This window comes from Collinsella sp. An307, assembly GCF_002161805.1.
Taxonomy (GTDB): Bacteria; Actinomycetota; Coriobacteriia; order Coriobacteriales; family Coriobacteriaceae; genus Coprousia.
The window spans coordinates 130186-151165 of sequence record NZ_NFIP01000001.1 but is presented as its reverse complement, the minus strand read 5'-3'; the positions used below and the strand labels follow the sequence as shown (position 1 = coordinate 151165).

The 20980-nt window shown below is 64.4% G+C and carries 22 protein-coding genes; 10 read left to right on the top strand and 12 right to left on the bottom strand.

Annotated features, from left to right (window positions below):
• Positions 1–41: 41 nt before the first annotated feature.
• Positions 42–1736, bottom strand: coding sequence for a glucose-6-phosphate isomerase (gene pgi / locus B5F89_RS00635; protein ID WP_087429875.1), 1695 nt, complete (start codon positions 1734–1736; stop codon positions 42–44).
• A gap of 197 nt (positions 1737–1933) precedes the next feature.
• Here pgi and B5F89_RS00630 point away from each other — a divergent pair, with 197 nt between their 5' ends.
• The 4 genes from B5F89_RS00630 to B5F89_RS00615 all read left to right on the top strand — a co-directional run bounded on the left by B5F89_RS00630 (position 1934) and on the right by B5F89_RS00615 (position 6364).
• The gene (locus B5F89_RS00630; protein ID WP_087430109.1) at positions 1934–3373 is read left to right on the top strand and encodes a DNA repair protein; all 1440 of its coding nucleotides are present in this window, start codon (positions 1934–1936) and stop codon (positions 3371–3373) included.
• Complete coding sequence (locus B5F89_RS00625; RefSeq protein WP_087429874.1) at positions 3366–3707, top strand: hypothetical protein; 342 nt, start codon at positions 3366–3368, stop codon at positions 3705–3707. Before B5F89_RS00630 ends, B5F89_RS00625 begins: the two co-directional genes overlap by 8 nt.
• A 48-nt stretch (positions 3708–3755) precedes the next feature.
• Positions 3756–4997 carry an iron-containing alcohol dehydrogenase gene (locus B5F89_RS00620; RefSeq protein WP_087429873.1) on the top strand — a complete coding sequence of 414 codons (1242 nt, stop codon included), beginning with the start codon at positions 3756–3758 and terminating at the stop codon, positions 4995–4997.
• 116 nt (positions 4998–5113) lie between these two features.
• Positions 5114–6364: a glycoside hydrolase family 3 protein gene (locus B5F89_RS00615; RefSeq protein ID WP_087429872.1), complete on the top strand. Its 1251-nt coding sequence runs from the start codon at positions 5114–5116 to the stop codon at positions 6362–6364.
• Here the strand turns inward: B5F89_RS00615 and B5F89_RS00610 are convergent.
• The 3 genes from B5F89_RS00610 to B5F89_RS10275 all read right to left on the bottom strand — a co-directional run bounded on the left by B5F89_RS00610 (position 6361) and on the right by B5F89_RS10275 (position 8664).
• Positions 6361–7227 carry a deoxyribonuclease IV gene (locus tag B5F89_RS00610; RefSeq protein ID WP_087429871.1) on the bottom strand — a complete coding sequence of 289 codons (867 nt, stop codon included), beginning with the start codon at positions 7225–7227 and terminating at the stop codon, positions 6361–6363. The genes B5F89_RS00615 and B5F89_RS00610 overlap by 4 nt on opposite strands.
• Positions 7228–7249: 22 nt before the next feature.
• Positions 7250–8440 carry an aldo/keto reductase gene (locus tag B5F89_RS00605; protein ID WP_087429870.1) on the bottom strand — a complete coding sequence of 397 codons (1191 nt, stop codon included), beginning with the start codon at positions 8438–8440 and terminating at the stop codon, positions 7250–7252.
• 98 nt (positions 8441–8538) lie between these two features.
• On the bottom strand, positions 8539–8664 hold the full coding sequence (locus tag B5F89_RS10275; protein WP_255375140.1) for a hypothetical protein: 126 nt from the start codon (positions 8662–8664) through the stop codon (positions 8539–8541).
• A gap of 169 nt (positions 8665–8833) precedes the next feature.
• Between B5F89_RS10275 and rnhA the strand changes: the two genes are divergently transcribed.
• The 3 genes from rnhA to B5F89_RS00590 are packed head-to-tail and all read left to right on the top strand — an operon-like array spanning position 8834 to position 10909.
• On the top strand, positions 8834–9322 hold the full coding sequence (rnhA, locus tag B5F89_RS00600) for a ribonuclease HI (protein WP_087429869.1): 489 nt from the start codon (positions 8834–8836) through the stop codon (positions 9320–9322).
• Between the two features lie 42 nt (positions 9323–9364).
• The gene (locus tag B5F89_RS00595; protein WP_087429868.1) at positions 9365–10456 is read left to right on the top strand and encodes a Gfo/Idh/MocA family oxidoreductase; all 1092 of its coding nucleotides are present in this window, start codon (positions 9365–9367) and stop codon (positions 10454–10456) included.
• 24 nt (positions 10457–10480) lie between these two features.
• Entirely contained in the window at positions 10481–10909 is a 429-nt protein-coding gene (locus B5F89_RS00590) for an acylphosphatase (protein ID WP_087429867.1), read from the top strand.
• A gap of 236 nt (positions 10910–11145) precedes the next feature.
• Here B5F89_RS00590 and B5F89_RS00585 read toward each other — a convergent pair whose 3' ends face one another.
• Entirely contained in the window at positions 11146–11574 is a 429-nt protein-coding gene (locus tag B5F89_RS00585; protein WP_087429866.1) for a peptidylprolyl isomerase, read from the bottom strand.
• Positions 11575–11753: 179 nt separating this feature from the next.
• Between B5F89_RS00585 and B5F89_RS00580 the strand changes: the two genes are divergently transcribed.
• Complete coding sequence (locus tag B5F89_RS00580; protein WP_239286605.1) at positions 11754–12404, top strand: SprT family zinc-dependent metalloprotease; 651 nt, start codon at positions 11754–11756, stop codon at positions 12402–12404.
• 48 nt (positions 12405–12452) lie between these two features.
• Here B5F89_RS00580 and folB read toward each other — a convergent pair whose 3' ends face one another.
• The 7 genes from folB to B5F89_RS00545 form a co-directional block, all read right to left on the bottom strand.
• On the bottom strand, positions 12453–12941 hold the full coding sequence (gene folB, locus B5F89_RS00575) for a dihydroneopterin aldolase (RefSeq protein ID WP_087429864.1): 489 nt from the start codon (positions 12939–12941) through the stop codon (positions 12453–12455).
• Between the two features lie 216 nt (positions 12942–13157).
• Entirely contained in the window at positions 13158–13706 is a 549-nt protein-coding gene (locus B5F89_RS00570) for an HD domain-containing protein (RefSeq protein WP_239286604.1), read from the bottom strand.
• A 60-nt stretch (positions 13707–13766) separates the two neighbouring features.
• On the bottom strand, positions 13767–14360 hold the full coding sequence (gene nrdG / locus B5F89_RS00565; protein WP_087429863.1) for an anaerobic ribonucleoside-triphosphate reductase activating protein: 594 nt from the start codon (positions 14358–14360) through the stop codon (positions 13767–13769).
• Positions 14361–14500: 140 nt separating this feature from the next.
• Positions 14501–16723 carry an anaerobic ribonucleoside-triphosphate reductase gene (gene nrdD / locus B5F89_RS00560; RefSeq protein WP_087429862.1) on the bottom strand — a complete coding sequence of 741 codons (2223 nt, stop codon included), beginning with the start codon at positions 16721–16723 and terminating at the stop codon, positions 14501–14503.
• Positions 16724–17143: 420 nt separating this feature from the next.
• The gene (locus B5F89_RS00555; RefSeq protein WP_087429861.1) at positions 17144–17782 is read right to left on the bottom strand and encodes a C39 family peptidase; all 639 of its coding nucleotides are present in this window, start codon (positions 17780–17782) and stop codon (positions 17144–17146) included.
• Between the two features lie 414 nt (positions 17783–18196).
• Positions 18197–19474, bottom strand: a complete 1278-nt coding sequence (locus B5F89_RS00550) for an ATP-binding protein (protein ID WP_239286603.1) — start codon at positions 19472–19474, stop codon at positions 18197–18199.
• On the bottom strand, positions 19464–20186 hold the full coding sequence (locus tag B5F89_RS00545; RefSeq protein WP_087429860.1) for a response regulator transcription factor: 723 nt from the start codon (positions 20184–20186) through the stop codon (positions 19464–19466). The genes B5F89_RS00550 and B5F89_RS00545 overlap by 11 nt, the downstream gene beginning before the upstream one ends.
• A 156-nt stretch (positions 20187–20342) precedes the next feature.
• Here B5F89_RS00545 and B5F89_RS00540 point away from each other — a divergent pair, with 156 nt between their 5' ends.
• Both B5F89_RS00540 and B5F89_RS00535 read left to right on the top strand, forming a co-directional pair.
• Positions 20343–20618, top strand: a complete 276-nt coding sequence (locus B5F89_RS00540) for a type II toxin-antitoxin system prevent-host-death family antitoxin (protein WP_087204348.1) — start codon at positions 20343–20345, stop codon at positions 20616–20618.
• Positions 20593–20916 (top strand): type II toxin-antitoxin system RelE/ParE family toxin, encoded by a 324-nt coding sequence (locus B5F89_RS00535; RefSeq protein WP_087429859.1) that lies wholly within the window; start codon positions 20593–20595, stop codon positions 20914–20916. Before B5F89_RS00540 ends, B5F89_RS00535 begins: the two co-directional genes overlap by 26 nt.
• The last annotated feature ends 64 nt before the right edge of the window (positions 20917–20980 follow it).

Sequence of the window (20980 nt, the reverse complement as noted above, 5' to 3'; positions counted from 1 at the left end):
TCTTCAGTGCCGCCGCCCTGCATCAGGCTATGTTGCGCCGTTTACTTGCGGTGCGCGCGATAGAACTCGATAAGCGACTTGGTGGACGCATCCTGCTCCGCGAGAGCGGCGTCGTCGTGGAACGCAGGCGTAATCTGCTTGGCAAGCTGCTTGCCGAGCTCGACGCCCCACTGGTCGTAAGAGTCGATGCCCCAAACCGTGCCCTCAACAAAGGTGATGTGCTCGTACACGGCAATGAGCTCGCCGAGCGCGTAGGCGGTCAGACGATCGCCAAAAATCGAGGTGGTCGGGCGGTTGCCGGTGAAGACGCGCGCGGGCACGATCTCCTCGGGCGTGCCCTCGGCACGGACCTCGTCGGCGGTCTTACCAAAGGCGAGCGCTTTGGTCTGGGCGAGGAAGTTGCCGAGGAACAGCTCGTGCACATCCTGGTCACCGTCGGTGTAGGGGTTCTCGGTGTTCACGAAGGCGATGAAATCGGCCGGGATCATGGCCGTGCCCTGGTGGATGAGCTGGTAGAAGGCGTGCTGGCCGTTGGTGCCGGGCTCGCCCCAGAAGATCTCGCCCGTATCGCAGGTAACCGGCGTGCCGTCCCAGCGGACCTGCTTGCCGTTGGACTCCATGGTGAGCTGCTGGAGGTAGGCCGGGAAGCGGTGCAGATACTGGTTGTAGGGCAGCACCGCGTGGCTCGAGACGCCAAAGAAGTTGCGGTACCACACGTTCAGCATGCCCATGAGCGCAACGGCGTTCTGCTCGAGCGGGGTGTTCTGGAAGTACTCGTCGATGGCGTGGAAGCCGGCGAGGAACTCCTCAAAGCGCTCGGGGCCGTACACGACGATGAGCGAGAGACCCACGGCGGAGTCGACCGAGTAGCGGCCGCCGACCCAGCTCCAGAAGCCAAAGGCGTTCTCGGGGTCGATGCCAAAGTCAGCTACAAGGTCGAGCGCGGTGGAAACGGCAACGAAGTGCTTGGCGATGGCCTCGGCATTCTGCGCGTCGGAACCGTCGATAGCGCCCTGCTCGGCCAGCTTGGCGAGCATCCAGGCCTTCACCTCGCGCGCGTTGGTGAGCGTCTCCAGCGTGGTGAACGTCTTGGAGACGATGATGACGAGCGTGGTCTCGGGATCGAGCCCCTTGACCTTCTCGGCCATGTCGTTGGGGTCGATGTTGGAGATGTAGCGGCAGTCGATGCCGGCGTCGGCAAAGGGCTTGAGCGCCTCGTAGACCATGACCGGGCCGAGGTCGGAGCCACCAATGCCGATGGAGACGAGGTGCTCGATGCGCTTGCCCGTAACACCCTTCCACTCACCGGAGCGGACCTTCTCGGCAAAGGCGTACATGCGGGAGAGCTCGTTGCGAACGTCTGCCACGGCGTCCTGGCCATCGACCATGATGGTACCGATCTCGCTCTCCGGGCGACGGAGCGCGGTGTGCAGCACGGCACGGTCCTCGGTGGTGTTGATATGCACGCCGGCGTACATCTGGTCGCGGCGCTCCTCGACGTTCGTGGCACGCGCAAGGTCGCAGAGCAGCTTCACCGTCTCGTCGGTCATGAGGTTCTTGGAGAGGTCAAAGCGCAGGTCGTTCACGTCAAAGGTGAGCTTCTCAACGCGCTCGGGGTCGGCGGCAAACCAATCTTTAAGGCTGATGCCGTCACGCTGAAGGGCCTCGTAATGGGCCTTCAGGGCCGCCCAAGCCTCCGTCTGGGTGGCATCGATCGGTGCGGGAACACAGGACATATGATCCTCCCTTGCTACGGGTCTTTTCTACCGAAAAGCGGCGCGAAGACGCCTCGTTGCATAGACGCCCCCATTCTAGCGCATGTGCGGACAAGATTAGCCGCGTTACCGGATTGACCTTGTCCGGGCGAGCGTCTATTATCGAACATACGTTCAGTGTGAGGAGGTGTCCTGTGGTAGAGACCGTGCCCGTGCCCATGCCTGCGCCAGACGCCGACGAGCCGCTTGATACGGCCGAGGATACGCGCTGCTACCTCTGCATCGACCTCAAGACCTTCTATGCGAGCGTCGAGTGCGCCGATCGCGGGCTCGACCCGTTTACCACCAACCTCGTGGTGGCAGACCCCAGCCGCGGCAACACGACCATCTGCCTTGCCATCACGCCGGCACTAAAGAAGCTCGGCATCCGCAACCGCTGCCGCGTGTTCGAGATTCCCGACGAAATCCTCGCCACCACCATCATGGCGCGCCCGCGCATGCGCCACTACATGGAGGTATCGGCCAAAATCTACGGCACGTACCTGGAGTACGTGAGCCCTTCAGACATCCACCCCTACTCCATCGACGAGTGCTTTATCGACGCCACACCCTACCTCGGGCGCTACGGGGTGGAGCCGCGCGCGTTTGCCGAGATGCTCATGGCACGCGTGCGCGACCGTTTTTCCATCTGCGCCACAGCGGGCATCGGTCCCAACCTCTTTCTTGCCAAGGTTGCGCTCGACATTACCGCCAAGCACGTGCCGGACAACATCGGCGTGCTTACCGAGGAGAGCTTTCGGCGCGAGATATGGCCCCACCGCCCCATCACCGATATCTGGGGCATCGGCCCGGGAATCGCGGCGCGCCTTGCCAAGTACCACGTGTACGACCTCATGGGCGTGGCGGCGCTCGACGAGGAGATCCTCTATCGCGAGCTCGGCGTCAATGCCGAGTACCTGATCGACCACGCCTTTGGACGCGAGCCCACCACGATCGCCGACATACAGGCCTACCGACCGGACGAGAGCTCCTACGTGAACGGGCAGGTCCTGCCGCGCGACTACACCCATGATGAGGCGCACCTGGTCCTGCGCGAGATGGTGGACGCCTCGGCCCTCGAGCTCGTGGAGCGCGGCGAAGTGTGCGACCACATCTCGCTCTATGTGGGCTACGCCCGCGCGGACCTTGTCGGCGCGGGGTCCGAGGGCGCGCACGGCGGGAGCGGTCCGGGCGATGGCGCGATGCCGCCTGCACCGGGCACCGATGCGGGCGAGGTCTTTCGCGGCGAGCACGGCACACGGCGGGTCGGCGCGCGCAGGCAGTTTGGACACGCGGGTGGGTCGCGCAAGATTGGCGAGCGGACCAACTCGCGCAGAAAGCTCCTCGCCCACTTCGAGCGGCTCTGGACAGAAACGGTCGACCCCGCACGGCGGATACGGCGCATCAATGTCGGCCTCGGCAACCTCATGCCCGAGGAGTTTGCGACCGTCGACCTCTTTACCGATACGCAGGCAGACGCGCGCGAGCACGACCTTGCGAGCGCCGTCGTGGCCGTAAAAAGCAAGTTTGGCAAGAACGCCCTCGTGCGCGGCATCAGCCTGACCGATGCCGGCACCGCCCGCGAGCGCAACGAGCAGGTGGGAGGACACCATGAGTGAGAGGCGCCTGACCGCGAGTGGACGTGTGCGCGCCGACCGCGCGGCCCAGTTCATGCCCTTCGCGGCACTGAGGGGCTACTACGAGCTCGTACGTGCCGAGGAGCGCGTTATCGAGCCCCGTCACGAGCTCACCGACGAGGAGGCGCGCTCCCTCTCCGAGACCCTCGCCGGCCTCGCGCGCGGTCAGGTGGTGCACGCCGTCTACTACGACCGCGACGCCTACGTCGAGCTCACCGGGTGCGTGGCGCGCATAGACCTTATCTACCGAACCCTCACCATCGTCGAGACGACCATCGCCCTCGACGACCTGCGCGAGCTCGAGGTCGTAGCCTAGCGCTTTGGGGTATTGTTCTTGGGGACCCTTTACGTCGAGGAGGCTTTTGTGAACGACTTCAACTTCTACTCCCCCACCCGCTTTGTCTTTGGGCGCGGCGCCTGCGACCGCACGGGCGAGACGCTTGCCGCACAGGGCTGGAAGCGCGTGCTTGTGGTGTACGGCCAAGGGTCGGTCGTGCGCACCGGCACGCTCGAGCGCGCGCTGAGCTCGCTCGATGCGGCGGGCATTGCCCATACCGAGCTTGCCGGCGTGCGCCCCAACCCCGAAGTGGCCCTCGTGCGCGAGGGCATCGCGACGGCGCGCGGCGAGTCGGTCGACGCCATCGTTGCCGTGGGCGGCGGGTCTGTCATCGATACTGCGAAGGCCATCGCGCTCGGCGTACCCTACGAGGGTGACGTGTGGGACTTCTTCTGCAAGCGTGCCACCGCAACGCGCGCCCTTCCCGCGGCAGCGGTGCTCACCATCCCCGCCTCTGGCTCCGAGGCATCGGACTCGTGCGTCATCTCAAACGACGAGCTGGGCATGAAGTGCGGCGTCAACACCGATCTCAACCGCCCCGCCGTAGCCATCATGGACCCCGAGCTCACCTTCACGCTGCCGGCGTACCAGACCGCCGCTGGCATCACCGATATGATCAGCCACGTGATGGAGCGCTTCTTCTCGGGGCAGCCCTCCGTGCCGGTGACCGACCACATCGCCTGCGGGCTCATCCGCGCGGCGATGGAGGCGGCGCCCCGCGTCATGGAGGACCCGCGCGACTACGACGCTCGCGCGAACCTCATGTGGGTGGGCACGCTCGCACACAACGGACTCGCGGGCTGCGGCCTCAACGTCCCCGGCGCGCGCGACGGCGATTGGACGTGCCACGGGATGGAACATGAGCTCTCCGCCCTCGACACCTCCATCACCCACGGCGCCGGCCTTGCGGTCGTCTTCCCCGCGTGGATGCGCTACGTGTGGGGCGAGCATCCCGAGCGCTTCCTGACGTTTGCCGAGGAGGTCTTTGGCATCGAGCCCGTCGACCCTGAGGTGGATGATCTTTCCAGAATCGACGAGGACATCACGCCCGAGCGCGCCGTGGCGGATGCGGTGGAGGCCGCCATCGACGAGCTGCAGGACTTCTTTGTCTCGCTCGGCATGCCCCGCACCTTGGGCGAGCTCGGCATCACCGAGGGCGACATCGACCGGCTGCTCGAGGGCCTCAAGGTAACGCGCGGCGAACGCTTTGGCACGTTTGCCACCCTCACACTCGAGGACGCGCGCGCCATCTACCAAAGCGCGCTCTAGGACACCGGCGCAGCGCCGGCGACGCCAAAACGGCGCAACAAGGCGTTGACACCTCTTGTGCAGCGAGACGGATTATGAGAGCGTTGGGGAGCAAACGCTCGGGGAAGGGGGAAGCCATGCATCGTTCGACCATTACGCGCCGCGGCCTTGTCGCCATGGGCGGAGTCGCCGCCACCGGCCTCCTTGCAGGCTGCGATATCTTGGAGAGCGTCCTGCCCGAGCGCGGCGAAACGCCCGAGATCTCCGACCACCCCGGTACGGAGGAAACCCCTGCCGAGCCTGAGCCTGAACCCGAGCCCGAACCTACGCTCGCCGAGCGCACGCTTGAGAAGATGACGCTCGAGCAGAAGGTCGCCCAACTCTTCTGCGTCACGCCCGAGAAGCTCACCGGCGCCTCCGTGGCGACGGTCGCCGGTTCCATGACGGCCGAGGCCCTCGGGCGCATCCCGGTGGGCGGCCTCATCTACTTCGCCCAGAACCTCACCGGTGCCCAGCAGGTCCGCGACCTGCTCTCCGGCACCGACGAGCTCTGCCGCGCCGCGGGTGCCGGCATCCCGCCGTTCCTCGGCGTCGATGAGGAGGGCGGCACACTCGTCGCTCGCGTCGCCAAGTCGGGGCTCTTCGACGTGCCCACGTTCCCCAACATGGCAGAGATCGGTGCCACGGGTGACCCCGCCCGGGCGGCGGAGGTCGGCACGTCCATCGGCACCTATCTGCGCGACATCGGCTTCAACCTCGACTTCGCCCCCGATGCCGACGTCCTCACCAACCCCAACAACACCGCCATCGGCGTGCGCTCCTTTGGGTCTGACCCTGAGCTCGTTGCCTCGATGGTCTCCGCAGAGGTCGAGGCTATGCTCGAGACGGGCACCCTCCCCTGCGTCAAGCACTTCCCCGGCCACGGCGACACCGCCGGCGACTCTCACACCGGTGCCGTCTACGCCGAGCGCTCCCGCGAGGAGATCGAGTCCTGCGAGTTTGCCCCCTTCCGTTCCGCGATCGAGGCCGGCTGTCCCTTCGTCATGGTCGGCCACATCGAGACCCCCAACTTCGCCGCCGACGGACTGCCCGCATCGCTCTCGCAGGTGATGATCACCGACGTTTTGCGCGGCGAGCTCGGCTTCACGGGCGTTATCATCACCGACTCGTTCTCCATGGGCGCCATCACGCAGAACTTCGGTCCGGCGGACGCCGCAGTGCGCTTCTTCCAGGCAGGCGGCGACATGCTCCTCATGCCCGAGGATCTCAACGCCGCATACCAGGGCGTCCTCGATGCCGTCAACGCCGGCACCATCACCAAGGAGCGCATCGACGAGAGCGTCCTGCGCGTTCTTACCGTAAAGGAGCAGGCGGGCATCCTCGCCTAGGCGCGCAGCCTTCTCAGCTCCGCAATCTCGCGCGCATAGCCATCGAGGTCGTTGGGCGTCTCCAAAATGAACGGGAGATGCGCGAGCGCAGGGTGGTTCACCACGGCGGCAAGCACATCCCAGCCGCCGCCCAGCTCGGCGCTGCCCAGATAGCCCTCGCCAAGGCAGGCATGCCGGTCCTTGTGCGCACCCACCGGGTTCTTGGAGTCGTTGAGATGCACCGCGCAGAGGCGCTCGAGCCCCACCACGCAATCGAACTCAGAAAGCACGCCGTCCAAGTCGTGCACGATGTCATAACCCGCATCGCTCACGTGGCATGTATCGAGGCAGACGCCAAGGTTTCCCGCGAACTCGGGGCGGGCCGCCTCCACGCGCTCGATGATGGTGGCGAGCTCCTCAAAGCGGCTCCCCACCTCAGTTCCCTTGCCCGCCATGGTCTCAAGAAGCACGCGCGTGCGCATGCCCTCAAACATCACCTGACAAAGCACGTCGGATATGAGCTCGATGCCACGCTCCACGCCCTGGCCCACGTGCGCGCCGGGATGGAAGTTGTAGTACATCCCCGGCAGCGCCTCCATGCGGCGGAGGTCCTCGCCCATGGCCTCGAGCGCAAACTCGTGTGCCCGCTCCTTAGCGGAGCACGGGTTGTACGTGTAAGGGGCATGCGCCACGAGCGGGCCAAAGCCGTGCTCGTCCATAAGGTTGCGCAGGCGCGCGATATCCTCCAGATCGAGCTCGCGCACGCTGCCGCCGCGCGGGTTGCGCGTGAAGAACGCAAAGGTATTGGCGCCGATCGATAACGCCGTGTGCCCCATGGCCTCAAAGCCCTGGCTGATGGAGAGATGGCATCCTACATAGAACATGGCAGATCCTTAATCTCTGTTTCTAGCGATCGCACCGCGCAAGCAGGCGCAGCGCCGCCCCCACCGGCCCCGGCGTGAGACGGCGACGCACATCGTCCAGGCGGTCGGGAATCTCTATGTGCTGGGGGCAATGCCGCATGCACGCACCGCAGCGCACGCAGTTGGTCGCGAGCTTGGGATGCCCGCTTCTGATGGCCGACGCCGTGAAGTACTGCGCCACACCCGTGAACCAGCTGTGCGCAAACGAGGCGTTGTACGCCGCAAAGCAGCCCGGGATGTTGATTCCCTGCGGGCAGGGCATGCAGTAGTTGCAGCCGGTGCAGGGCACGCGGTTGGCCCGCTCAAAGACGGCGCGTACGCGCTCGATAACCGCATGCTCCTCCTCGGTGAGGCCGCCCGCAAGCGCGCCGGAGGCAGTGCGGGCGTTCTCGTCCACCTGCTCGGGCGACGCCATGCCCGAGAGCAGCATCGTCACCTCGGGGTGGTCCCACACCCAGGCGAGCCCCCAGGCGGCCGGCGTGTCGAGCACGTCGGTTCTCGCCCCCTCGAGGATGCGCTTAGCATCGGGAGGCAGCTTGCCGGCGAGCCTACCGCCCAGAAGCGGCTCCATCACAAACACCGCAAGCCCGCGCGCCGCAGCCGCCTTGAGACCGGCTGTGCCCGCCTGGTAGTTCTCACCGGCGTAGTTGTACTGAATCTGACAAAAGTCCCACGCAAAGGCGTCAAGCAACGTTGTGAAGTCGCCGGTGCTGCCATGATAGGAGAAGCCGATGGCGCCGATGCGCCCCGCCTCCTTCTGGCGCGCGATCCACGCCTCGATGCCGAGCGCGCGCAGGCGCTCCCACTGGGCAGGGCTCGTCACGTTATGGATGAGGTAGTAGTCGATGCGGTCCGTGCGCAGGCGGCGCAGCTGCTCGGTAAAGAACCGGTCGAAGTCCTCCGGGCGCTTGCAGGACCCGTGCGGGAGCTTCGTGGCGAGAAACACCTTATCTCGCAGGCCCAAGCGCTCGAGCGCAGCGCCCACGCACGCCTCGTTTCCCGGGTAGAGGTAGGCCGTGTCGAGGTAGTTTATCCCGCGCTCGACCGCGCGTGCGATAATGGTCTCGGCAGCGCGGGCATCCGGGCGCCCCGGCACGGTAGCGGGAAAGCGCATGCACCCCAGGCCGAGGGCGGAGATGCGGTTGTTGGTCTTGGGGTCGGTGCGGTACTGCATAGCCCTCCTCGGACGACGGACGTCGCCCGCAAGTGTACCGCGCGGTGCAAGACGGACACAAGGCGCGCAGGGCCGCGGGAGCGCAAGGCCGCGCGGCCCTACCGCTGGAGGTCCTCCTCTACGGAGACCTCGTCCGCGGCATCCTCGAGCGCGTGCGCCCAATCGGACGCCAGAAGCGCCGCGATACCTCCCGCCATGAGCACACCGGCAGCGATGATCGACATGTCCCTCCCCTTTCGTCGTATGCATCTAGGCTAGCGCGCGCCCAACAGGAGCCCGCAAGCGCACCGTAAGCCCCGTGCAAAGGCGCGGCGTTTGTCTCGCCGGGCGGTTCTGGGGGATAATACAGGGCGCGACCCCACACGGGCGGGGCGCGTACAGAAAGGCGGCTTCGTGAAGGTCACGATCTATACCGACGGCTCGGCGCGCGGCAACCCCGGCAACGGCGGGTTTGGCGCGATACTCTCCTACACCAACCGCGCGGGAGAGACGTTCACGCGCGAGCTCTCGGGCGGGTACCGCCTCACCACCAACAACCGCATGGAGCTCATGGCGGTCATCGTGGCGCTCGAGACGCTGAACCGTCCCTGCGAGGTCGAGGTGCATTCCGACTCGCAGTACGTGGTCAACGCCTTCAACCAGCACTGGATCGAGGGCTGGATCCGCCGCGGATGGAAGACCGCAAACAAAAAGCCCGTCAAAAACATCGACCTCTGGCAGCGCCTGCTTGCTGCCAAGGAGCCGCACACGGTCACGTTCACCTGGGTGAAGGGCCATGCCGGCCACCCGGAGAACGAGCGCTGCGACGAGCTCGCAACGACCGCCGCAGATTCGGGTAGACTGAGCGAAGACGCCGGCTTTACCGCAGACGACGCGGACTGATAGGCAGGGCCGGCGGGACCGAGACCGAACGGGGGTTCATCCATGCTTCGCATCGCCACCATCGGCACCAGCATGATCACGAGCGACTTCATCGAGGTCGTGAACGAGAGCGCAGACGCCGTCTTTGTGGGCACGCTCTCGCGCAACGCCGAGCGCGCGGCGAGCTTCACCTCCGAGCGCGGCGGCACACTCCCCTTCAGCGACCTGGGCGAGCTTGCGGCGAGCGACGCGGTGGATGCCGTCTACATCGGTAGCCCCAACGCCCTCCACGCCGAGCAGGCGCTCGCGTGCATCGCGGGCGGCAAGCACGTGATGGTGGAGAAACCCCTCGGCGCAAATGAGCGCGAGGCCAAGGCGGTGCTCGACGCGGCGCGCGATGCAGGCGTCGTCGCGCTCGAGGCCATGCGCCCGGTGCACGACCCCGCCTTTTGGGCGGTGCGGGACGCGCTCGGCGAGCTCGGCCGCATTCGCCGCGCGGACCTGCGCTTTGGCAAGTACTCCTCGCGCTACGACGAGATTCTTGCCGGGCGGCAGACCAACATCTTCGATTGCCGGATGGCCTCGGGCGCGCTTATGGACATCGGCGTGTACTGCGTTGAGGCGCTCATCGCTCTCTTTGGCAAGCCGGACGCCATAACCTGCACGCCCGTCCTGCTCGACGAGGACACGCGCGAGCTCACCGCGGGCGCGCTCGACGGTGCGGGCACCATCGTCGCCCGCTACCCGCATATGTCCGCCACGCTGAGCTACGCCAAGATCACCAACGACAACCTCCCCTGCCAGATCGAGGGCGAAGAGGCGACGCTCAGTTTTGCGGGCGTATCCGTCCCCATGCAGGCGCGCATCGACTACCGCGGCCGGGCGCTGCGCGGCGCCGCCAAGGAGGTGCGTCCCGCCGAGGGCGCACACAGCCGTGAGCTTGAGCTCCCCGGCTGCGCGAACACCATGGCATACGAGCTCGCCGACTTTGTAGCGGCGGTGGAGGCGGTGCGCGCGGGCGCGGACCTGCTCGACGCGGCGGCCGGCCCGTTTGGCACCGTCGGGTACTTCCGCGACGTGACCCTCACCTCGATCGCCCTTATGGATGAGGCGCGCCGCCAGGCGGGCATCGTCTTTCCCGCAGACGCTCGCTAAAGTGCGCTACCGATTGGAGGCATCATGGGAATCTGGGACCGCCTTCGCGAGAACCCGTTTGTGAACCCCGCCGCGGTTGCCGATGACGGGGACAACCCCGCTGATGCGCGCAGCCCCCTCGAGCAGGGACTTATCGAGCGCCTGCAAGGCGAACTCGATGCAGCCGAGCCACCTTGCCGTCGCTTCTACCTGCGCTTTACCGGGCGCGTGCAGGGCGTGGGCTTTCGCTGGAACAACGCCGGCATCGCAAGCGACCTCGGTCTTACCGGCTGGGTCGAGAACTTGCCCGACGGCTCGGTCGACATGGAGATTCAAGGACCGCCCGCGGGCATCATCCGGCATCTCGATACCCTGCATAACAACTATCGGCGCCTGCGGTGCCGTATCTGGTTGGAAGAGCTCGTCGAACAGCCGCCCAAAGCAGACGAGAAGGCCTTCCGCATGGCAAATTAGCGCTCATTTGCGCTCATTTGGGGACGGGTTCAAAGTATGCAGACGTGATTGCATAAAACGATCCCGCCTCTGCATATCACCCGACGTGCACATTTGGGGACGGGTCGAAATGAGCAGGTAGGGCAGTTGCCCTGCTTATTCCGACCCCGTCCCCAAATGAGCATCCAAACAAGAAACGACCGCCCCGCGATGCGGAAGCGGCCGTCGATGCATATGTGACATGCAACGCAAATGCGCTACTCGACAACCTCGACGAGCTCGATGTCGAAGTTGAGGTCCTTGCCGGCAAGCTCGTGGTTAGCATCGAGCTTAACGCCCTCGGAGCTGACCTCAATGACCGTAACAGGCACGGGCTGGCCGCCGGGGCCGGAGAGGAACAGGCGGTCGCCGACGTTAATCTGCTCGATATTGGGCACCTGGGCCGCCGGGAAATCGAGCACGAGGTCGTCACGGCGCTCGCCGTAGGCCTCCGCCGCCGGGATGTGAACGGTCTTCTTCTCGCCGACCACCATGTCGAGCACGGCAGCGTCGAAACCGGCGATCATCTGGTGCGCGCCGCAGGTGAACTCGATGGGCTCGCCGCGATCGTAGGAGCTGTCGAACTGCGTGCCGTCGTCGAGCGTGCCGCGGTAGTGCGCGCGGACCTTCTTACCCTGGTTGGACATGGAAACTCCTTTTCTACCGGAGCGCGCGAATCTGGGTCCGCGCACAGCCCGGCTCGTTTGCAACAACAGCGTTCATTCTACCTGAGTAAAGGGATTATCAGGAGATGGGCGCGCAATCCCTTACAATTGGTGGCCTGACAAAGCCGGGCAGGGCGGCGCGACGGACACGAGGAGGTGCTGTGACAACTACGACACTTGAGGTACGCACCCCCGCGGGCACCGTCCCGGTTACCGTAGTGCGCAAACGCGTGAAAAATCTCAATCTGCGTATCCACCGCGACGGCACCGTGAGCCTGAGCATCCCCACGCGCACCCCTCTAGCCGTAGCGCAGGACTTTCTCAATCGGCGCGCCGGTTGGATTGCCGCGCACATCGAGCGCGTGCACACCCGCGCCGCCGAAAGAACGCACGCGGGCGCAACCGCAGACGGGCTCGTCCCCCTCTGGGGACGCCTTCAGCACGCCCCGGGCGGTGCCGAGGAGATCGAGGCGCTATACCGTCGTGAAGTCGCCCGGGCGCTTCCCAGCGCCATCGCGCGCGGCGAGGCGCGCGTAGGCGTACATGCCGCCGGCTGGCAGATTAGGCGCATGACGAGCCGCTGGGGCTCGTGCACGCCGGCGCGCCGGAGCATCCGTATCAACAGCGCGCTTGCCGCCTACCCGCCGGAGTGCCTCGACTACGTGGTCATCCACGAGCTCACGCATCTTCTGGAGCCGAGCCACAACGCCCGCTTCCACGCGCTGCTCGATCGGTTCTGCCCGCGCAACCGCGAAATCGCACGCATACTCAAGCGCCCCGCCGCAACGGTCGCCTCAAATCTTTTGGGTTAGAAAGCACTGGCACGACCCTATCCGCTAAAGCCGACGCCCCGCATCCACTTACCGCGTGCGCTCGATCTCCACTGCCACGCTCTGGAGCGGAAGACCGATGGGCGCCCATGGCTTTTCGATCTTCAGGCGCACGGCAAGGAGCGTCGGATAGTCCGCGAGCAAGCGCTGGGCACACGCCTCTGCCGCCGCCTCGATGAGCTTGAAAGTGTGTGCGCGCAAAAAGGCGTCGATGGTATGGCAAACCTCGCCATAGTTGACTGAGAGGGTGAGGTCGTCTGCCTCCCCCGCTGCGCGCAGGCTGGTAAAGAGCGTCGCCGAGACCACGAACTTCTGGCCGAGCTCGTTTTCCGCCGGGTAGACGCCGTGGTTAGCGAAGACCTCGAGCCCACTGATGATGATCCGGTCCGCATGCTCGAGCGCTGCGGGATCGACCTTGGCGAGTTCGCGGCGTGTGGCAGGTAGACCTGCCTTTGCCCGTTGCGCAAGCGTCTTCTCCTCGCCCTCCGATGTGTCCTCCGGAAGATGTTTGTCCGCCATAATGCCTCTTTTCCGGACCACAAAAAGCAACGCTGTAGTCCCTTTAGCTTTTGTCCGAGTCTTTCTATACCCATTCAGGCCGACGTTGCAGGTTGCGATACGCGCTCGTTCGGTACAAACCATGGGATTGGCACCGCGAACCAACCCGTCGGAAGGCAGCGGAATCCAAGCGTTCCTGATTCGCAGGCACCCTTTTGGGCAAATCATGAATAGATATCACACCTGAATCGCGAGATTCTTCTTCTCATCCGGCCACGAACAGGCCTCCCGCACCTCGGCCGGGCAGGCAAAGCACGGGCGCGACGCCTTGTCGGCGCGATAGAGCAGGTGCTCGAGAGGCTCTGCACCCTCGCGCAGGCGACGGTGCCCGCGGATAGCCCCCACAATCGCGCGCCGCTCGGAGGGCGAGAACGCCTCGTCCCCCGTAAGGCTCGCCAGAATCGTATCGGCAAGGCGCGCACCGACCTCCTCGTGCGGGGCACCGAGCGTGTACTGAACGGGTTTTCCCACATCATGCAGAAGAGCCGCCGCGTAAATGACCTCGCGGTCAATGCCCATCCCCTCTTCGAGATTCACGATCCACATGATGCGCGCGGTATCCATGAGGTGTCGGAGATCGTGGCGGCAGAAGACGCGGTCGCGCTCGAGCTTCTCGAGCCAGCGATAGACGCATCTAAACGTCGGATGCATCCAGACCGCATCGACCTTTGGCATAAACGGCATACCGCGCTTGTGCTCACGTGCCGAAACCTTCATCTCTGTCATCGCGCAACCCCCTTCTCGCGATGAAATACGGCCGCGCAGCGATGCGCGCGGCCGCCCGTGCTACATAGAGTGGGTCGAATAGACCTCCTCGTCGCGCCAGGGAACCACAGCTTCCGCTAGGCTCACACCCTTCTCGGAAGCGGCGGCCCGTGTAGCGTTGAGATCGATTAAGCGCTGGTTGGAAGAACCATGGAACCTGAGGCTGATATCGTAGAGCTCCTGCACCCACGGGCCGTCGACCAGAATGTCGATGCAGTCGAGCATGCGGTCGGTGACCTCGGTATGGTGACGTCCGCCCGGCATAAGCTCGTCGAGCGTGTCGCCCGTAAAGCACCAGATGCTCTTCGCGGGCGCACCGTCGTCGCCCCGCAGGAAGCGCTCGCGCACGCGCTCGAGAAAGCCCACAAGGCCGAGCTGGTTCTCGGGCTCCATGGGCTCGCCGCCGAGCACAGTGAGGCCGTCGCAGAACGGGTGGTCCAGGCTCTTTATGATCTGGTCCTCAACCTCACGGGTAAAGGGCTCGCCGGCGGCAAAGCTCCACGCGCCCGAGTTGAAGCATCCCGGGCATCCGCGGCGGCAGCCGGAGACAAAGAGCGACGTGCGGACGCCCTCGCCGTTGGCGATGTCTGAGTATTTGATCTCAGCGTAGTTCATGCCACCGACTCCTTATCTAACCCTCCTGGAAGCTTCCGTAGGACGGTGGGCGGATACATCGTCCCGCGCGCAGTTCTTCGCAAGCGAAGCTGTTTGAGCACGGGATGATGTATCCGCCCTCCGATCGGACGATTCAGCCGCTACAGATGCAGCACGCGGTCGCGAATCTCCTCGGTGCGGCCCTGGTTCCAGAACTGCGTGCCGATGTAGCCGCAGGTGCGACGCGCCACGTTCATCTTCTCCTGATCACGGTTGTGGCAGTTGGGGCACTCCCACACGAGCTTGCCATCGTCCTCCACAATCTGGATCTCACCGTCGTAGCCGCACACCTGACAGTAGTCGCTCTTGGTGTTGAGCTCCGCGTACATGATGTTCTCGTAGATGTACTGCATGACGCGGATGACGGCCTTGAGATTGTCCTGCATGTTGGGCACCTCAACATAGGAGATGGCGCCACCCGGGGAGAGCGCCTGGAACTCGCTCTCAAACTTGAGCTTGTCGAAGGCGTCGATCTTCTCGGACACGTGGACGTGGTAGCTGTTAGTGATGTAGCCCTTGTCCGTCACGCCGGGGATGATGCCAAAGCGGCGCTGCAGGCACTTGGCGAACTTGTAGGTCGTGGACTCGAGCGGTGTGCCGTAGAGCGAGTAGTCGATGTTCTCGGCGGCCTTCCACTCGGCGCACTTGTCGTTCATGCGCTGCATGACGGCGAGCGCGAAGTCGCGGCCGTGCTCGTCGGTGTGGCTCACGCCCTTCATGTAGCGCACGCACTCGTAGAGGCCGGCGTAGCCGAGCGAGATAGTCGAGTAACCGCCGTAGAGGAGCTTGTCGATGGTCTCGCCCTTGTCGAGGCGCGCGAGCGCGCCGTACTGCCAAAGAATCGGCGCGGCGTCAGAGAGGGTGCCCTTCAGGCGCTCGTGACGGCAGCGCAGCGCACGGTGGCAGAGCTCCAGACGCTCGTCGAAGATCTGCCAGAACTTGTCCTCGTCACGCGCGGAGGAGCAGGCGACGTCCACCAGGTTGATGGTGACGACGCCCTGGTTGAAGCGACCGTAGTACTTAGGTCTTCCCGGCTCGTAGTTCTTGGCGCGGGCCACGTTGTCGTAGCCGTTGCCCGAGCGGTCGGGCGTGAGGAAGCTGCGGCAGCCCATGCAGGTGTAGACATCGCCCTCGCCCGGCTTCTCTCCCTTCGAGAGCTTGAGCTCGCGCATCTTCTTGGCGGAGATGTAGTCGGGCACCATGCGCTTGGCGGTGCACTTGGCCGCGAGTTGCGTGAGGTAGAAGTAGGGGCTGCCCTCGTAGACGTTGTCTTCGTCGAGCACGTAGATGAGCTTGGGGAACGCGGGCGTGATCCACACACCGGCCTCGTTCTTGACACCCTCGTAGCGCTGACGCAGGGTCTCCTCGATAATCATGGCCAGATCGTGCTTCTCGGCCTCGGATCGGGCCTCGCCCAGATACATGAACACGGTCACAAACGGCGCCTGGCCGTTGGTGGTCATAAGGGTCACGACCTGGTACTGGATGGTCTGAACGCCGCGGCGGATCTCGTCGCGCAGACGGTCCTCCACCACGCTCGAGATCTTCTCCTCGGGCGCGTCGACGCCGAGCTCGGCAAGCTCCGCCTCCACCTGGCGGCGGATCTTCTGGCGCGAGACCTCAACAAAGGGCGCAAGATGCGTGAGCGAGATGGACTGGCCGCCGTACTGGCAGGAGGCCACCTGGGCGATAATCTGCGTAGCGATGTTGCAGGCAGTCGAGAAGCTGTGCGGGCGCTCGATGAGCGTGCCGGAGATGACCGTGCCGTTTTGCAGCATGTCCTCGAGGTTCACGAGGTCGCAGTTGTGCATGTGCTGCGCGAAGTAGTCGGAGTCATGGAAGTGGATGATGCCCTCGTTGTGCGCCTCGACGACCTCGGCCGGCAGCAGCACGCGGTTGGTAAGGTCCTTGGAGACCTCGCCCGCCATGTAGTCGCGCTGCACGGAGTTCACGGTGGGGTTCTTGTTGGAGTTCTCCTGCTTGACCTCTTCGTTGTTGCACTCGATAAGGGCGAGGATCTTGTCGTCGGTAGTGTTCTTCTGGCGCTTCAGGCTCTGCACGTAGCGGTAGATGATGTACTTGCGCGCAACCTCGAACTTGTCGAGCTTCATGAGCTCGTCCTCGACGAGGTCCTGGACCTCCTCGACCGAAACGGTGTGGCCGGCGTTCTCGCATGCCTCGGCAACGTTCTGCGAGGCGTAGATGACCTGGCGCTCGGTCAGACGGTCGCGCTCGGCCACGTCCTTGTTGGCCGAACGAATGGCGTTCTCGATCTTAGTGATGTCGAAGGCGACCTCGGTACCGCTGCGCTTGATGATCTTCATGCGAGTCCCGTTTCCATTCTCCTCGTATGGGGTTAGCTGAGTGCAAAACCGCGGCGCGGGCCCGTCGTTTGCGGGGCGGCGCTGCGGTGCGCTATCCATCTTACGGCACGCGCGTTCACCATATGCTGATGATTTTATTCTGCACAACACAACATATTGTGTTTCTGCAGGTAGATATAAATGGACTTATTCGGGACACATTATAAATTGGTTTAGGCGCCCAAAACGCCCGAGAGACGGCGGCGCCCCCACCTGCGCATGTATCATCCGTGACGATTTTATCGTCCAGATTTGTTCCACAACATCGACCGCTGACCGTTCGGCAAATGGCACAGATTGCCTCTTGACCAAGATGTTGTGCGCAGGCGGTGGCGACGGGACATCCATGCCCCCGCCAGGCGGAGGCGTCCTGCGCCGCCCCTATGCGCTCAGCGCCCAGAGGTTGGCGCACTGGCCGAGTACCCGGTCGATACTCCACGTCTCGTGCGTGCGCTCCGCGCTGTTGGGGTCGCGGATTTCCAGCTCGCCGTTGGCGGCGATGCCGGCGAGCACGATAAAGTGTCCCGTCGTGGTGAAATCGCCCGGGCGCACGCTTGCGATGATCACCTGCCCCGCCTCAAGCGCGGCGCGAATACTCGCCGCGTTTGCCGGCAGCTCCTCGCTGGTGAGGCCGAGCGTATGGGCGCCTTCCGTCATGAGCGCCCAGGCCGTCATGCCGTCGACCGTGTAGCCCTCGCGTTCGCTGAAGGCCGCAATGGCAGCGGGGTCCATGTCGGTGCGTCCTGTGAGCGCCACGTAGGCCATGGTGAGGCACGTGGGCCCGCAGCCGTTCACGCCCACCGTGCCGCCCGCGTATGGCTCATCCGCCCAGACAGGGTCAATCTGGTAGAGCTCCGGCACCTCGCCGGCGTGCCACTCGGCAACCGGGGTCGACGATGGCGCAAGCCCCATGGTGCGCATCGCGCTCTCCCCCATCCGGCCTGCTGCGGAACCAATGCCGCCAAGCGCGCTCAGGGGTCCGCGCCCCGCCATACCCAGCACCGTCAGTACAACCAGCATCGCGACGACGAAGACCTTAAGGAGCCGATGCCGTCTGCGCGGGCGACGGGGGCGGCGGTAGCGGGTCGCACCCGGCACTGCATCAGCGCGAACATGTGCACCGCGCCGGTACCGCGCAGGGGCCACGCGCGTCGATGCCCGGGCAACGCGGACGGGCAGCGGCCGCGTGCCTCCGACCGCATACGTAATATCAGACTGAGCAGGTGTCGGCGCATTCTCGCAAAGCCTCATAGGGTGACCTCTCTCTTGGGGAACTCACGCTCCCAAGATAGGGGCAGGTCGCATAACAAGACTTGAGCGAAACACTAAGGTTTGCCTAACGGCATTGTTTGCCTAGGGGCGCTATTTGCCTAAGGGGACTTCTCCGCGCAAAACCGCGCGCATCAGGCGAAACTACCGGCAGCACGCGCCACCTCACGCAGGCAGCTCGACGGTAAAGGTCGTGCGCCCCGCCTCGCTCGCCGCGGTGATGGTCCCGCCGTGGAGCTCCACGATCTCACGCGCGATAGCAAGACCGAGCCCGGCGCCGCCGGTGGAGGTGGCGCGCGCCTCATCCAGACGGAAGAACTTGTCAAAGATGGCCTCGAGCTTGTGCGGCGGGATGGTGGCCCCCTCGTCGCTCACCGTGACGCGCGCCCACGGCTCCCCCGGCGCGTCGGCACGCTCAAAGCGCTCCGCCGCAACGGCGATCTCGGTCCCCTCGTGGCTGTAGGCGATGGCGTTCTTGAGGATGTTGTTGAACACGCGCGCGAGTCTGCCAGGGTCCGCCGTGATCCAGAGCTCCGCGCCCGGCGCCTCCACGCTCGCCGGCGCGCCCTCGACCGTGAGCGAAACGGTGTTACCGTGCTCCGCGAGCAGCGGATAGAACTCGTCTGCCATCTGCACGAGCAGATACGACAAGTCGACGCTCTCCGTCTCGAGCTCGATGTGTGAGAGGTTGTAGCGCGTGATGTCAAAGAACTCGTTGATGAGGCGCTCCAAGCGCTTCGCCTTGTCGAGCGTGATGCCCACGTAGCGGCAGCGCTGCTCGCGCGGCATCTCGGGAATCTCGTCCAAAAGCGAGAGGTAGCCGATAACCGAGGTGAGCGGCGTCTTGAGGTCGTGCGCGAGGTAGGTGATGAGGTCGCTTCTGCGCTGCGCCTCGTCGCGCAGCGCCCGTTCGTGCGCCTCTGCCGTGCTTTTGACCTCGGTCGCCGTGAGCGCGAGCGCGCCAAAACCGTCGGGAAAGACCTCGCTCGCCTCCGCGTCGTGGCGCATGAAAAACGCAAGCAGCTCCGCCGCGCGCTCGGCTGTCTCGCGCGAGCACCGGCGGGCGTAGAGATGCGCTGCAATCGCGGACACGACCACAAGGATCAGCACGAATGCAAGGCCGAGCTTGAGAAAGAACTCCTTGGCGCCCGTGGGGTTGAAGACGAGGTTGTATGTGGTATTGGTTTGATAGTCGACCTCCCACGTGGAGACAAAGGTCGAGAAGAACCAGTCGACGAAGACGCCGTTTAGGCCGTCATCAACAAAACGAAAGAGAAGGATGTAGAGCATGATGCCCACAGCAGCCCCCGCGATGACGACAGCAGCGAGCCGCAGGCGCTCGCGACGAGTCTCGTCCGCCGCGGCGATGAGAGGCGGCGCCGGGCGGTCGACGGAGGGGGTATTGGGCGGCACCGGGGTGCCGGAGCGTCTCTTAGCGTTCAATCTTGTATCCGCACCCCCAGACAGTCTTAATGTACTTTGGGTCGTCAAACGAGTCGCCCAACTTCTCACGCAGATGGCGGATGTGCACCGTGATAGAGCCGGAACCGTTCTCGTAGTACGCATCGCCAAAGATTTTGCAGTAAAGGTCGCGCGCCGAGACCACGGCACCCCTGGCCTCCAGCAAGATGCGCAGGATAGAGAACTCCGTTGGCGTGAGGGAGAGCTCGCGCTCGTTTAGCGTGCAGCGGTGCGCCCGCACGTCGAGCACAAGGCCCGCGTAGGTAAGCACCTCGCCCGCATCGCGCCCACCCGCAGAGCCGCCCTCGCCCGCCGAGTAGGTCTTGTAGCGCCGAAGCTGCGCCTTCACGCGCGCAACGAGCTCGAGCGGCAAGAAGGGCTTCACCACGTAGTCGTCTGCCCCCAGGGTGAGCCCGGTGATACGGTCGACCTCCTCCCCTTTGGCGGTGAGCATGATGACGGGGTAGGTGTGGCGCTCGCGGATTTTGCGGCACAGGGTGAAGCCATCCGTACCGGGAAGCATCACGTCGAGCAGAGCGAGGTCGAAGGCGGGCGCCTGGACATCCTCGATGCGCGCGAGCGCGGCGGCGCCGTCACGAAACGTCTCGACCGTATAGCCCTCGTTTTCCAGATAGACGCGGACGAGGTCGCAAATCTCGCGCTCGTCGTCCACGACCAGTATTCTCTCGCTCACGCCATTCCCTCCTCATCCTATACGCAGCAGCATAGCGCGGGCGCGACGTGCGAACATGAAGGAAATCCTAAGACGCGACCCGCTCGCCACGACCGCCACGCTCGGCGTAAAAGCATCTGATAATATTGATAGTATTCTGAGAGAAGAGGTGATGTCATGAACATCAGACCTGTTTCCGACCTTAGAAACAACTACACCGACATCGAGCGCGACGTCGCGGAGAATGGCCCTGTCTTTTTGACGAAAAACGGACGAGGCTCGATGGTTGTCATGAGTTTCGAGCAATATCAACGAGCGAGTGAGACCGTGGAAAACGCCCTTGACGCCGCCGACCGACAGGCCAGAAGCATGAGCCTGCGCTACACGCATGATGAGGTCTTCGGTTCGGTAAGGGAGATGCTCGGCCATGACTCAGAAGCCACCGCGTTATAAGCTGAGCTACCTGCCGCTTTTTTGGGAAGACTTAAGCGCAGCAGCCGCCCATATTGCTCATGACCTTCACAATCCCTCCGCTGCCAAACGCCTGGCAGACGACGTGGAGAAGGGCATCTTGGCACACCTCCAAAACCCAACCATGGCGGCAACGTATCACACCACTCGAAAGCGCCCTCTCCCCTATTACTATTTTGGGGTCGGGAATTACCGGGTGTTCTACGTTGTGGACGGTAACACCATGGAGGTCAGACGCCTGCTATGCCGAGCGCGCAACATCGAGGAGCTCATCCGCTGATACAACGCACTGACGCTTTGCACCCTTTCGTTGCGCAGGCACATGCACGGGTGGCCCTGAGGCA

What these genes read in the sequence shown, in the direction of transcription:
- pgi (WP_087429875.1), bottom strand. Translation starts at nt 1,736, where the DNA reads ATGTCCTGTGTTCCCGCACCGATCGATGCCACCCAGACGGAGGCTTGG.
- B5F89_RS00630 (WP_087430109.1), top strand. Translation starts at nt 1,934, where the DNA reads ATGCCTGCGCCAGACGCCGACGAGCCGCTTGATACGGCCGAGGATACG.
- B5F89_RS00625 (WP_087429874.1), top strand. Translation starts at nt 3,366, where the DNA reads ATGAGTGAGAGGCGCCTGACCGCGAGTGGACGTGTGCGCGCCGACCGC.
- B5F89_RS00615 (WP_087429872.1), top strand. Translation starts at nt 5,114, where the DNA reads ATGCATCGTTCGACCATTACGCGCCGCGGCCTTGTCGCCATGGGCGGA.
- B5F89_RS00610 (WP_087429871.1), bottom strand. Translation starts at nt 7,227, where the DNA reads ATGTTCTATGTAGGATGCCATCTCTCCATCAGCCAGGGCTTTGAGGCC.
- B5F89_RS00605 (WP_087429870.1), bottom strand. Translation starts at nt 8,440, where the DNA reads ATGCAGTACCGCACCGACCCCAAGACCAACAACCGCATCTCCGCCCTC.
- B5F89_RS10275 (WP_255375140.1), bottom strand. Translation starts at nt 8,664, where the DNA reads ATGTCGATCATCGCTGCCGGTGTGCTCATGGCGGGAGGTATCGCGGCG.
- B5F89_RS00595 (WP_087429868.1), top strand. Translation starts at nt 9,365, where the DNA reads ATGCTTCGCATCGCCACCATCGGCACCAGCATGATCACGAGCGACTTC.
- B5F89_RS00590 (WP_087429867.1), top strand. Translation starts at nt 10,481, where the DNA reads ATGGGAATCTGGGACCGCCTTCGCGAGAACCCGTTTGTGAACCCCGCC.
- B5F89_RS00585 (WP_087429866.1), bottom strand. Translation starts at nt 11,574, where the DNA reads ATGTCCAACCAGGGTAAGAAGGTCCGCGCGCACTACCGCGGCACGCTC.
- folB (WP_087429864.1), bottom strand. Translation starts at nt 12,941, where the DNA reads ATGGCGGACAAACATCTTCCGGAGGACACATCGGAGGGCGAGGAGAAG.
- B5F89_RS00570 (WP_239286604.1), bottom strand. Translation starts at nt 13,706, where the DNA reads ATGACAGAGATGAAGGTTTCGGCACGTGAGCACAAGCGCGGTATGCCG.
- nrdG (WP_087429863.1), bottom strand. Translation starts at nt 14,360, where the DNA reads ATGAACTACGCTGAGATCAAATACTCAGACATCGCCAACGGCGAGGGC.
- nrdD (WP_087429862.1), bottom strand. Translation starts at nt 16,723, where the DNA reads ATGAAGATCATCAAGCGCAGCGGTACCGAGGTCGCCTTCGACATCACT.
- B5F89_RS00555 (WP_087429861.1), bottom strand. Translation starts at nt 17,782, where the DNA reads ATGCTGGTTGTACTGACGGTGCTGGGTATGGCGGGGCGCGGACCCCTG.
- B5F89_RS00540 (WP_087204348.1), top strand. Translation starts at nt 20,343, where the DNA reads ATGAACATCAGACCTGTTTCCGACCTTAGAAACAACTACACCGACATC.
- B5F89_RS00535 (WP_087429859.1), top strand. Translation starts at nt 20,593, where the DNA reads ATGACTCAGAAGCCACCGCGTTATAAGCTGAGCTACCTGCCGCTTTTT.